A 12,197-nucleotide genomic window follows, 5' to 3' on the forward strand; every position below is an offset into this window, starting at 1 on the left:
TAGGTGAAATAATGGGGAAATTATTTATAGTCATTTCGACGTTTTTACTTTTAGTAGTAATTGGGGTTAGAAATGCAAAAAATAATAAGAGAATTTTTACAGTTTTAAATAAAATAATGAAAGAAATAAATACTACCTATATTCAGTTGTTTAAGGAAAAGTCTAAATTAAGAAGAAGTGTTCAGATAATATTAATAATAGCAGCAGAGATATTTATAGCAATATCTATTTCTACAAGTGTAATTAGATATATGGATACTTACATGACAAGCACAGTGGATTTACTAATAAAAATAGGGATTATTATAGTATCATTAATAGTAATACATTATTTTATGGGATATATATTGCTTATTACAATTAAAATCCATAAGTTTATATATGGCGTGGAAAATAAGAATGTTAAAGTGGATTTACTTCTAAGTTATTTTATTATAAGTACTTATTTTACTGCCTTATTATTATCACCAGAAGAATTTGAGAGTACATATGTATTAGGGTTAATAGGGATTACAGTATCTTATGTGTTAAATATGAAGGTACTTATACAACTTATAAGAAATCCTTATAATATAAAAAGTAAGCATGAAGAAGAAACTTCTTATAGTAGGATTATAGTTGCAGCAATACTTATGGTTGGGTTAATAGTTCTCAATTTATTCTTAGGAGTATGTTTTATAAATGGAGCAGAGCCAGGTGCTTTTAGTAATTCTCCAAATGCATTTGATTTATTTTATTATACTGTAATTACTTTTACAACTATAGGATATGGAGATATAACTCCGTTGACTATAGGAGCGAAAATTATAAGTATAATTATATCTATAACTAGTGTAATATGTTTAACAATATTCTTAAGTACAATTTTGTCATATAAAGATAATAGTGAAAATTAGGATAAATAAATCGATAGAGTAGTTTAACACTTGTTAAATTTGTTGACATAAAAATTAACAAGTGTTAATATTTGTTCATATAATGAATAATTTTAAAAATAATGGTATATAGGTGATTGATGTGGTGCTTATAGATAGATGGATAGAAATATTAGAATATTTAAAGGTTAAAAAATTTGCTACTGTTGAAGAAATGATGGAGAAGTTTGAGATTTCTAGATCGACATTAAGGCGTGACTTGATAGCAATGGAGGATAGAGGTCATATAAAGAGAACTCGTGGGGGAGCAGAGATTATTGAAAAAAATGATGATAATCTTGAATGGGTAAGTTTATCAGAAATATTCAAATATAAAAAAGAAGAAAAGATAGAAATAGCTAAAGTAGCAGCGAAGCTTATTAAAGATAATGATGTAATATTTATAGATTCAGGCTCAACTTGTTATTATATGATAGATTATATAAATGCAAAGAATATAACAGTTGTAACTAATGGGATACTACATATTCAGAAGCTTATGGCAAAAGGTATTAATACTTATATATTAGGGGGATATGCAAAACCAGAACTAAACTTAATTATAGGTGAAGACATAGCAAGTAAGATAAATGTGATGAATTTTGATATAGCATTTTTAGGAACGATGGGAATAGATTCTAAAAGCGGATTTACAACACAATTACTTAGTGACGGAGAAGTTAAAAGAGCTGTGATTAGCTCTGCCGAGAAATGTTTTGTTCTTGCAGATACATCAAAGTTTAATAAGAGAAAATTTTATACTTATGGAGAGTTTTCAGAAGCTACTGTAATTACAAATTCTGAGGTTGAGTTTGAAGATTCTAAAATTGATATTATATATTGTGATTAATTAAATATAATTTTGATAATATAAACCTTATTGATAGAAGAAAATTAAAAAGATAGATATAGATTACTTTTAAAGTCGGTTTTAACTGGCTTTATTTTTTTATAAATTAATGAAATAAATAAAGAAAGATAATTTTCAAAAAATGAAAACTGGTCATTATATGAACGAAATAAATTGACTAATGTTCAAAAGGTGATTTATAATTTACTCAAAGAAGAAAATGAAATATTTTAAGAATAAAATTAGAATAATGGAGGGTACTTATGAGTAATATTAAATTCCCAGAAAATTTCTTATGGGGTGGAGCTACTGCAGCTAACCAATTTGAAGGTGGATATAGAGAAGGTGGAAAGGGGTTAAGTACATCTGATGTTATGACAGGTGGAACTCACACTGTAGCAAGAAGAATTACTCCTGAATTAGAAGAAGGAACTTATTATCCAAGCCATGAGGCAATCGATTTTTATCATAGATATAAGGAAGATATAGCTCTTTTTGCAGAAATGGGATTCAAAACTTTTAGAATGTCTATGAACTGGACAAGAATATTCCCTAACGGTGATGAATTAGAACCAAATGAAGAAGGTTTAAAATTCTATGATGATGTTTTTGCTGAATTAAAGAAATATAATATAGAACCATTAGTAACTATTTCTCACTATGAAACACCATTTGGTTTAACAAAGAAATGGAATGCATGGGAAGATAGAAGAACTATAGATTGTTATTTAAGATATTGTGAAACTATATTTAACAGATATAAAGATACAGTTAAGTACTGGTTAACATTTAATGAAATTAACATATTAACTCACGGTGCAGCTGCTGCATTTATGGGTGCTGGAGTAATGTTTGATGATATAAGAGAATTAAAGTTTGGTCCAGAAGCAGCAGGACATAAGCAAGAATGTTTCCAAGCTTTACATCACCAATTTGTTGCAAGTGCTAAAGCAGTTCAATTAGGACATTCCATAAACCCAGATTTTAAAATTGGGTGTATGATAGCTTACGGTAAGCAATATCCATATACTTGTAATCCAGAAGATGTATTATTAGCTCAACAAAGCGAAGAGTTCTCTAACTTCTTATGTGGTGATGTTCAAGTTAGAGGGGCATACTCAGGATTTGCTAAGCGTTACTTCAGAGAAAATAACATTGAAATCAAGATGGAAGAAGAGGACTTAGAAACTCTTAAAAATGGATGTGTTGATTTCTATACATTTAGCTACTATATGACTAACTGTGTAAGTAAGGATCCAAATGTTGAAACTACTGGGGGAAATCTTTCAATGGGATTAAAGAATCCTTACTTAGAAGCAAGTGATTGGGGATGGCAAATTGACCCTGTAGGTTTAAGAACTACTTTAAATCAAATTTATAACAGATACCAAATTCCAATGATGATTGTTGAAAATGGATTAGGAGCTGTTGATACAGTTGAAGCTGATGGATCAATAAATGATGATTACAGAATTAATTACTTAAAAGCTCATATCGAGCAAATGAAGGAAGCTATTGCTGATGGTGTTGAATTATGGGGATATACTCCATGGGGATGTATTGACCTTGTATCAGCTGGTACTGGTGAAATGAAGAAGAGATATGGATTCATCTATGTTGATAAGAATAATGATGGAACTGGTACTTTAAATAGATCAAGAAAGAAGAGTTTCTACTGGTATAAAAATGTAATAGCTACAAATGGTGAAGAACTATAAAATATAATTAATATAAAATAGCAATAGATACATTACGTCTATTGCTATTTTTGTATTAATTATTTTATTTATCAACAGAAAATTCTTTTCCATAAGCACATTTATTAAAATGTTTTTCTGCATCAAGTAAATTCATTCCTAAGATTTTTATAGGGGAATTACTTTCAAGAGTAACTTCGCCACACCCTAGACCTTTATTTATAGATGAGTATAAATAATTTATAGCTTGAGGCTTAAAACCTAATAACCTAGCACCAATAGTATCTGTAGCAACAGGGTCAGTGCCACATAGAACAATTCCAGTATGATTTCCAATTCCATTATGAGGACCAGTTCCTATCATTGCAGGATTTGCACTAACTATCGATAAATCTATAGTGAACTTTTCAAGCATAGCAGTTATAAAGCCATGTAAATCTTTATGGATTCCTAAGTTTTTCTTAGGATAACCATGTTCTTCACAAGATGGCCATCCCATAGCTATATTTTTTATAGATGCAGACATAGTAGCTTCTTCATGAATTTTAAGTTGTGTAAAGGAAATTAGAAAGGTCATTTCTTCGTATAGCTTATTTAATGATGTTGAAGTCGGACCGCTATGATTTAATGGAACACTTATAAAAGGTCCATAGTTTAAGTTGATGAATTCTACATTTTCTGATTTTATAACATCTGTATAACCTATATCGTTCATTACGGATTCAATATTTTTTTCAGCAGATGCTGTTGCAACTACAACTTTTTTAGGGTTGCAAGACTTAACGATTTTTATTAGTTCTCTTAAGCTTTCAGGACCAACTACATCACCATATCCAACACCGCCTTTATTAACAAAATTAGGAGTTATTACAACAACATCATCATTTTTTATCATGGAAGAAATATTAAGAAGGTTTAAGCCTTCTTTTATAGCTAAAGATTCATTAGAATTTTGAGTTATAGCAACTGTAGAATTTAAGTTTTTTCGTACTCTCAATATAATCACCTCTAAATTAAATTTAATATTTAATATTTATTATTTATTATTTCCATTCTATATAGTAATTAAAGTAAAAATTAATAATAAGAAAAATTATTTTAAAACTTATATGGAGAAAGCGTGAAGAAAATGTAAAGGTTATTGACAAAATGGTTTTAGGGTGGTAATCTAAAACAAATAGTTTTTAAAACTAGATGAATTAGATTGATAGACAAAATTACTTAGAATATAATATAAAATGAATGGAGAAAGAATTTATGATTAGAATAGTATCAGACTCATCATCACTTTACTCAAAAAAAGATGGACAAGCTAAAGGGATTGAAATTGCTCCACTTTCAGTAACTATTAATAATAATACATATAAAGAATATGAAGATATTCAGACTGAAGAATTCATAGATATAATTAATGAAGGACATATACCATCATCTTCTCAACCATCAATAGGAGAAGTGTTAGAAATATATAGTAAATATCCGCAAGATGAGATAATTAATATTTCAATGGCTGATGGATTATCAGGTACATATAATTCAGCATGCATGGCAAGAAATATGGATGAAAATCCAGAACGTATTCATGTAATAAATTCGCAAACTTTATGTGGGCCTCAAAGATATTTAGTTGATTTAGCTACGACTTTAGCTCAAAATGGAATAGAAGCTAAGAAAATAGTTTCAGAGATAAATGAAACTCTAGATAAGTCAAAATCATTTTTAATACCTAATGACTTTGATTATTTAGTTAGAGGTGGAAGATTATCACCATTAGTAGGTAAGATTGGTGGATTAATCAAACTTGTTCCTGTAATGACTCTTGCAGAAGATAAAAAATCTTTAGTTAAATTTACTACTAAGCGTACTTTTAAAAGAGCAATACAAAGAATTTGCGAAGAAATGATAGAAGATAAAGTTGATTCAGATTGCAAAATTTACATAACACATGCTTGCAAAGAAGAGCTAGCAGAAGAAGCAAAAAAGATTATTCTAGGGAATATAGAAAATGCTGATATTGAAGTTAAACTTTTAGGACCTGCATTCACAACACAAGGTGGTCCAGGGTGTGTAGCAATTCAATATATTAGAAAACATGAAGTATTAAAATAGAAAAGTTTAGGAGGGACTAATGGAAGGTTCTAAATTTCATTTGCCAAGATTCAATGAGTTACCACGTGTTCCTTTATATAAAGATCAGGTAATTACATATTTAGAAGATGTGGCTAAATCAATAAATGTTAGTACAAATGAAAAAGTGTTAACACCAACTATGCTTAATAATTATGTTAAGCAGAAGGTGGTATCACCTCCAAAGGATAAAAAATATAATGAGAAGCATCTAGCATATTTAATTGTAGTTTGTATATTAAAGCAGGTATTTAGTTTACAAGATATATGTAATCTTATAAATTTACAAATAGAGAGTTGTCCTATAGACACTGCATATGATTATTTCTGTACAGAAGTAGAAAAGGCTATAGAGGCTATCTTTTTTACTAGAGATTTTTCTTATCCTAGTTCTGCATCAGTAACTACACGAGAAAGTGAAATGGTAAGATCTACAGTTATGGCAGTTGCTCATAAATTATATATACAAAAGCAGTTAATTGATATGGAAAACAAATAAAATATTAGCTTTAGATATAAATCCGTAATGTAAAAATTGCGGATTTTATATTATTATAATTAGAAAATAATATTATTATAATCAGAAGTTTATTATTTCATTATATTGGTATATAATAATAAACAAGGAAGAGTAGTATTTAAATATCAATTTAATATATAGAATAGGAGATTAAATAGTATGTTAAAAGAACAATTAAAAAAAGATGAAATAGCAGCAATGAAAGCAAGAGATAAGGCAAGAGTAAGTGTTTTAAGAATGGTTAGTGCTGAAATTAAAGCTTATGAAGTTAATAATAGGGAAGATATTTCAGATGAAAATGTTATTAAAATAATTGAGAAGAGTATAAAACAAACTAAAGAAGCTTTAGAGTATGCGAAACAAGCAAATAATGAAGAAAAAATTCAAGAAGGAAATTTTGCGTTAGAAGTTTTAACACCATACCTTCCAAAGCAATTATCTGAAGAAGAAGTTACTGAAATGTTAAAAGAAATAATAGCTAATGGAAATTACACAGCTAAGGATATGGGGAAAATTATGAAAGAAATAATGCCTATGATAGCTGGTAAGTTTGATAGATCTAAAATTAATCCAATGGTAAAAGGGTTACTATAAAATAAAAATAAAGACTGTTTCAAAGTTATATAGATTAATTTTGAAACAGTCTTTTTTGCATATATATGAGAAAATATATTTAAGACATATTATATTAAAATATTAGCTTATTCCTAATTTTTCTTTTGCATCATCAATTAAGTTCTTTAAATCATCCATAGCATCATGAGAAGATTTTCCTATAGTTCTAAGACCTTTAACAACTTCATCTTTGCCTAAAGTTGCATAATCCTTAGTTTTTTCTGCAAATCCTGAAGTATAATCATCAACAGAAAGGATAGCTTTATCTATATCTGTAATAACTTCTGCATTTAGCTTATCAACTTCTGGAGTTCCTTTTTTCACAAAGTTGTTTAAATCAGCTTTAAAGTTTTCTAAGTTTGCTTTTAATTCAACATAAGAATTATTATAGACAGTTAGGAATTCTTCATTTGTTCCATTAAAAGTAAAATCTTCTGCATATATATCATAATTATCATATAAATTAGAATCACCAAAGTAATAGTTGTATCTTTCTGTTAAATAGTTTTGATACTCTTCTTTAGTTGTTGGAGTAGTAGAAGTATTTTCAGTAGTATTTTGTGAATTGCTATTAGAGTTATTTTTAGCTGTATTATTGCCACAACTTACAAATGTTAATAAAAGCATAGCTACTAATAAAGCTGAAATGAGTTTAATATTTTTCATTTTACAAAACCTCCTTAAATAATATATTTATAGTTTGCTTAAATTTTATAAGTATATTCCTAAGAAAATATAGCTTTTTTTATTGATAAAAATATGTATACAAATTTTATAAATATAGTGATATAATAGGCGAGGATTTAAAGGAAAAAAGTTAATAATTAAAGTAAATGCTTTAATATTATATACATGCAAAGGAGAAAAAATGGATATAAATGAAGTTTTAAATATGAATATATTTAAGGTATGGTCAAAGTTTGTAGTAGCTTCTATGGTTGGAATTGTATTAAATACTATATATACAATGGTTGATGGTATTTTTGTAGGACAAGGAGTTGGAGAAGCTGGACTTGCAGGAGTAAATATTGCTTGGCCTGCTGTAACTTTAGTTGTAGGTATTGGCTTAATGATAGGAATTGGGACAAGTAGTATTATAGCTATTCATATGGGAAGAGGACATAAAGAAAAAGCTGAAAAATGCTTAGGTACAGCTATTAAGTCAATTATTATAATTGGAAGTATAGTAATGATTTTAGGGCTTATATTTAGAGAGCCTATAATAAAAATGTTGGGTGCTACGGCAGATACAATAGGTTATGCAAGAGATTATTATACAATAATTTTCATTATTTCTATACCGTATATATTTTCAACAGCATTAAATCCTATTGTAAGAACTGGGGGAAGACCTGATTTATCAATGATAATGATTGGGGTAGGTGCAATTGCTAATATAATATTAGATTGGCTATTTGTTATGAAGCTTGGATATGGAGTAAAAGGTGCAGCTTTAGCAACTAGTGCAAGTATTTTTATATCAATGGTGATATCTTTATTACATTTCTTAAAGGGAAAATCAAATATAAAAATTAAAAAAGAATATTTTAAAATAGATTTAAGAAATTTAAAGAAAATATTAAAGATAGGGTTTGTAAGTTTTGCAGTACAACTATCTTATGGAATTATACTTTTAGTACAAAATAGGACTATGTTTGCTTATGGAAATACAGTTGATGTAGCAATTTATACTGTTGCAACATATATAAATTGTTTTCTAGTAAATACATGTATGGGAATTGCTCAAGGATTACAACCTTTAATAGGATATCATTATGGTGCAAATAAATTAGAGCGAATGAAAAAATTATTATACATAACTATCGTTATTTGTGTTATTGGAGGAGTTCTTGTTTATACTAGTATAGTATTTTATGGTAGAGAGATGATTTCTATATTTGGAATAGGTAGTGAAAGCTTAGATTTTGCTTATGATAAGATATTGATTTATTGCATTGGAAGTCCTATAATAGGAACAATTTTTACAATGAGTGGATATTTTCAAGCTATAGGTAAAAATGTATATGCAAATATAATTTCTATAGGAAGAGGATTTGTGTTTCAATTTTTATTTACATTAATTTTACCACCTTTTATTGGAGTTACTGGAGTTTTCTTATCATTACCATTAGCTGAATTAATTACGTTGATAATATTAGTTTATATAATATTTGTTGAAAGTAATAAAAGAAGTAAGAAAAATGTTTTGAGAGTTTAGATTTAATATAAAAATCTTAAAGTAGCATAATTACAAATGAATTTAAAATATTAGCGTATTTATGGATAAAACTATAAATACGCTTCTTTTCTTATATAGGAAAGTTTAGATGTTTATGCTCATAGGATAAATCGAGAGATTTCTGTTAAAAGTGATGATTACAAAGGGGAATATATTGTAATGGAAAAAAGATAATTTGATTTTTCTAGAAGAAGAATTTCATACTGAACTTTTTGTAAGTAACTAATAATTAAAAATAATTGTAAAAAATATAATAAATATTATTACGATGTGTAACAAAAATGTAAATGGATTAATAGTTTGTAGTATATGAAAAATATATTTTTTATGACGGAGGATAAAAATATGGATTTAATTATTAAGGAAGTAGCTGCTACAATTAACTGTAATACTTGCCCTTGTGATACAAGTGTTGTATATGATGCAGGAACAATTACTCCTGATACACAAGTATCATTAATTGACTTTAATGTAACATTAAATAATGTTTGTGTAGATTCTAGATTTGGTATATTTGTAAGAATATATTTTACACCAAATGGTGGTACAACATCATTAGTTGGAATAGCAGGAAAATCTATTGATGTAGATGAGTATGTAGATGAAGCTGATTCTGGTTGTTATGATGACGTTACCATTCCATTCGAAGATGTAGTAGTATGGGTTCCTTATTGTTTTAATGGAACTTTTAGTTTTGAAGTATTTGGAAATTATCTTCAATGCCCAGATTTTGATGATTAATTAAATAATTAATTATTTTTAAATATTATAATGGGATATCGTTATTGAGATATCCCTATTATTAAATGAAAGGTATTTATTTAATTAATAGTATTAATTATTAAGGTGATAAAGATGGATGAAATAATATGTTCCAATAAGGATTTAGGGAATATTGCAGAAATAAATGTAAACAGTAATTGTAGCCTTGTAAGTTTTGTAGTAAAGTTTTGCAAACTAATTAATTGTTGTAGGTATTTTGTTGTATTGCAGTTACAAGCAGACTTTGGCGATGGAGATGGGTTTGTTAATGTTGCGATATTAAACAAAAAATTTTGTGCAATTAATAATAGGATACCACCTTATAGGTGTATTAATTATAATGTATTTTTCAACAATATAGTTATTGATGTTCCTATTTGTAAGGATGTGGTAAAATATAGGATTAAGCTTATAGGTATAAATTGTGTCGGAATTATTAAATGTCGCAAGAAGTTAAACAAAGAAGATAATGATTTAAATGATACTAATAGTTGCTGCAATAAATATATTGGAAAATGCGTTATAAAGATACATTCTTCTTAAAAGTTAATTTAGAGATTAATACAGAATCATAAGAAATTTAATATATATAATAATTATTAGAAATTATGGCAACTGTAGAGATTTTACCCCTTTAGTTTTTACTTCTGGGGATTTTTTTTATTTCTATATACTTAGAAAGTTTTCAGGTAAGCACTTTTCTTTTTAGGATAGTAAAAATATTGTATAACAAATTAATATAACAAAAGTATAGAAAATAATTATTGGTTATAAAATAACAATAAGCTTTATTATTATGAAAATTTATTGATGTATAGGATGGTGAACAAATGAGGAATACATTTAATAAGAAGTGGAGCAAAAAAAATATATTTAGTATAACATTAGCAGGTATAATAACCTTTTTAATAGTAATTGCTAATAATTATAAAGAGGTAAAATCAGAAGAGAATAATAGTAATAGTATTATACCAAAGCCATTAAGTTATGAAGAAGGTGTTGGTGAATTTAACATAACTAAAGATACTTCTATTTATATTAATGGTAAAAATGAAAAAGAAACAAAAGAAATTAATAAAGTTGCAGAGTTTCTAAAGGAAAAATTACAACCAGCAACAGGGTTTGAATTAAATATTATTAAAGGGGATAATCCACCTCAAGGTAATATTTATTTGACTACAGTAGGTGGAGAGGAATCTCAAGGTAATGAAGGGTATCAGATGATAATAAATGATGAAGGAGTTAAGATTATTGCATTTAAACCAGAAGGGCTTTCAAGAGGAGTTCAAACGTTAAGACAGTTATTACCAGCATATATTGAAGGCAATGCAGTTGTTGATAATGTCAGATGGATAGTTCCTGTGGCAACTATAGAGGATAAACCAGAATATAGTTATAGAGGATTGATGATTGATGTAGCAAGACATTTTTTCACTGAAGAGGAAGTAAAGCGTCAAATAGATTTAGCTGCTCAATATAAAATAAATAGAGTTCATTTACATCTTAGTGATGATCAAGGGTGGCGTTTGGAAATTAAGAAGTATCCAGATTTAACCTTAATAGGTGGTAGTACTGAAGTGGGTGGAGGCCCTGGTGGATATTATACTCAAGAGCAATTTAAAGAAATAGTTGAATATGCTCAAGAAAGATATGTAGAAATAATTCCTGAGTTTGATATGCCTGGACATAGCAATGCAGCATTGGCATCTTATGGATTTTTAAATCCAGATGGAGAGAAGAAGCCATTATATACAGGAATAGAAGTGGGATTTAGCACTTTTATGACCCATAGCGAAAAAACTTATGAATTTATAGATGATGTAATTAAAGAGGTTTCAGCAATATCACCATCAAAATATTTTCATATAGGAGGAGATGAAGCAGAGGCAACTCCAAAAGCAGATTATAACTATTTTGTAGGAAGAGTAGCTAAAATAGCTGAGAAGTATGGAAAGACTCCTATAGGATGGGATCCAATAGATACATCTCCAGAAATAAATTCAAGTGTAATATTACAAAATTGGAAGGACTCTAATGAAGAGGCTAGAAAAAAGGATATGAAAATGATAATCTCAATAGCAGGTAAAACTTATTTAGATATGAAATATAATGAGAGTACTCCATATGGATTAGATTGGGCAGGATATATTCCAGTAGAAACTGCATATAATTGGGATCCTACTGATTTTGCACCAAAAGATTTAGTATTAGGTATAGAAGCACCATTATGGACTGAAACAATTTCAACTCAAGACCAAATGGATTATATGATATATCCAAGGCTATTAGGTTATGCAGAGATAGGATGGACACCTAAGGAAAATAGAGATTGGAATGAATATAAGGTTAGATTAGAAAAACAAGGCGAAAGAATGTTTAATGAAGGTATAAATTACTATGAAGACCCTACTATATGGAGTGATTAATTAGGAGATATAAGATAAGTAGGGGAATGTTCAAATAAAGATTTGGG

General features: G+C 28.0%; 12 protein-coding genes. 10 read left to right on the top strand and 2 right to left on the bottom strand.

Translation table 11 applies throughout. The features are described 5' to 3' along the window. The first annotated feature begins 11 nt into the window (after positions 1–11). From LQE93_RS03630 to LQE93_RS03640, 3 genes are all read left to right on the top strand, one after another. A complete protein-coding gene (locus LQE93_RS03630) occupies positions 12–896 on the top strand; it encodes a potassium channel family protein (RefSeq protein WP_231072038.1) in 885 nt (294 codons plus the stop codon). 121 nt (positions 897–1,017) lie between these two features. Beyond that, positions 1,018–1,764 carry a DeoR/GlpR family DNA-binding transcription regulator gene (locus tag LQE93_RS03635; protein WP_231072040.1) on the top strand — a complete coding sequence of 249 codons (747 nt, stop codon included), beginning with the start codon at positions 1,018–1,020 and terminating at the stop codon, positions 1,762–1,764. Between the two features lie 263 nt (positions 1,765–2,027). Continuing rightward, positions 2,028–3,482, top strand: a complete 1,455-nt coding sequence (locus LQE93_RS03640) for a glycoside hydrolase family 1 protein (RefSeq protein ID WP_231072042.1) — start codon at positions 2,028–2,030, stop codon at positions 3,480–3,482. 64 nt (positions 3,483–3,546) lie between these two features. On the opposite strand, the gene LQE93_RS03645 is transcribed toward LQE93_RS03640, so the two are convergent. Then, positions 3,547–4,467: a DUF362 domain-containing protein gene (locus LQE93_RS03645; protein ID WP_331000399.1), complete on the bottom strand. Its 921-nt coding sequence runs from the start codon at positions 4,465–4,467 to the stop codon at positions 3,547–3,549. 251 nt (positions 4,468–4,718) lie between these two features. Between LQE93_RS03645 and LQE93_RS03650 the strand changes: the two genes are divergently transcribed. The 3 genes from LQE93_RS03650 (at position 4,719) to LQE93_RS03660 (ending at position 6,702) form a co-directional block, all read left to right on the top strand. Beyond that, entirely contained in the window at positions 4,719–5,570 is an 852-nt protein-coding gene (locus tag LQE93_RS03650; protein ID WP_231072044.1) for a DegV family protein, read from the top strand. Between the two features lie 19 nt (positions 5,571–5,589). After that, positions 5,590–6,087, top strand: a complete 498-nt coding sequence (locus tag LQE93_RS03655) for a DUF1836 domain-containing protein (RefSeq protein ID WP_186837769.1) — start codon at positions 5,590–5,592, stop codon at positions 6,085–6,087. A gap of 180 nt (positions 6,088–6,267) precedes the next feature. Continuing rightward, positions 6,268–6,702, top strand: coding sequence for a GatB/YqeY domain-containing protein (locus tag LQE93_RS03660; RefSeq protein ID WP_055266316.1), 435 nt, complete (start codon positions 6,268–6,270; stop codon positions 6,700–6,702). Positions 6,703–6,804: 102 nt separating this feature from the next. Here LQE93_RS03660 and LQE93_RS03665 read toward each other — a convergent pair whose 3' ends face one another. Further along, a complete protein-coding gene (locus LQE93_RS03665) occupies positions 6,805–7,389 on the bottom strand; it encodes a hypothetical protein (protein ID WP_186837767.1) in 585 nt (194 codons plus the stop codon). A 202-nt stretch (positions 7,390–7,591) separates the two neighbouring features. Between LQE93_RS03665 and LQE93_RS03670 the strand changes: the two genes are divergently transcribed. The 4 genes from LQE93_RS03670 to LQE93_RS03685 all read left to right on the top strand — a co-directional run bounded on the left by LQE93_RS03670 (position 7,592) and on the right by LQE93_RS03685 (position 12,150). Beyond that, positions 7,592–8,941: an MATE family efflux transporter gene (locus LQE93_RS03670; protein WP_186837766.1), complete on the top strand. Its 1,350-nt coding sequence runs from the start codon at positions 7,592–7,594 to the stop codon at positions 8,939–8,941. Positions 8,942–9,307: 366 nt separating this feature from the next. After that, positions 9,308–9,703, top strand: a complete 396-nt coding sequence (locus LQE93_RS03675) for a hypothetical protein (protein WP_055266310.1) — start codon at positions 9,308–9,310, stop codon at positions 9,701–9,703. 114 nt (positions 9,704–9,817) lie between these two features. Next, entirely contained in the window at positions 9,818–10,267 is a 450-nt protein-coding gene (locus LQE93_RS03680) for a hypothetical protein (RefSeq protein ID WP_186839219.1), read from the top strand. Between the two features lie 287 nt (positions 10,268–10,554). Further along, on the top strand, positions 10,555–12,150 hold the full coding sequence (locus LQE93_RS03685; protein ID WP_186839218.1) for a beta-N-acetylhexosaminidase: 1,596 nt from the start codon (positions 10,555–10,557) through the stop codon (positions 12,148–12,150). Positions 12,151–12,197: the final 47 nt, after the last annotated feature.

This window comes from Clostridium sp. NSJ-145 (assembly GCF_021044725.1).
Taxonomy (GTDB): Bacteria; Bacillota; Clostridia; order Clostridiales; family Clostridiaceae; genus Clostridium; species Clostridium disporicum_B.

Coding starts and splice junctions, on each gene's coding strand:
- LQE93_RS03630 (WP_231072038.1), top strand. CDS start 12: ATGGGGAAATTATTTATAGTCATTTCGACGTTTTTACTTTTAGTAGTA.
- LQE93_RS03640 (WP_231072042.1), top strand. CDS start 2,028: ATGAGTAATATTAAATTCCCAGAAAATTTCTTATGGGGTGGAGCTACT.
- LQE93_RS03650 (WP_231072044.1), top strand. CDS start 4,719: ATGATTAGAATAGTATCAGACTCATCATCACTTTACTCAAAAAAAGAT.
- LQE93_RS03655 (WP_186837769.1), top strand. CDS start 5,590: ATGGAAGGTTCTAAATTTCATTTGCCAAGATTCAATGAGTTACCACGT.
- LQE93_RS03660 (WP_055266316.1), top strand. CDS start 6,268: ATGTTAAAAGAACAATTAAAAAAAGATGAAATAGCAGCAATGAAAGCA.
- LQE93_RS03665 (WP_186837767.1), bottom strand. CDS start 7,389: ATGAAAAATATTAAACTCATTTCAGCTTTATTAGTAGCTATGCTTTTA.
- LQE93_RS03670 (WP_186837766.1), top strand. CDS start 7,592: ATGGATATAAATGAAGTTTTAAATATGAATATATTTAAGGTATGGTCA.
- LQE93_RS03675 (WP_055266310.1), top strand. CDS start 9,308: ATGGATTTAATTATTAAGGAAGTAGCTGCTACAATTAACTGTAATACT.
- LQE93_RS03680 (WP_186839219.1), top strand. CDS start 9,818: ATGGATGAAATAATATGTTCCAATAAGGATTTAGGGAATATTGCAGAA.
- LQE93_RS03685 (WP_186839218.1), top strand. CDS start 10,555: ATGAGGAATACATTTAATAAGAAGTGGAGCAAAAAAAATATATTTAGT.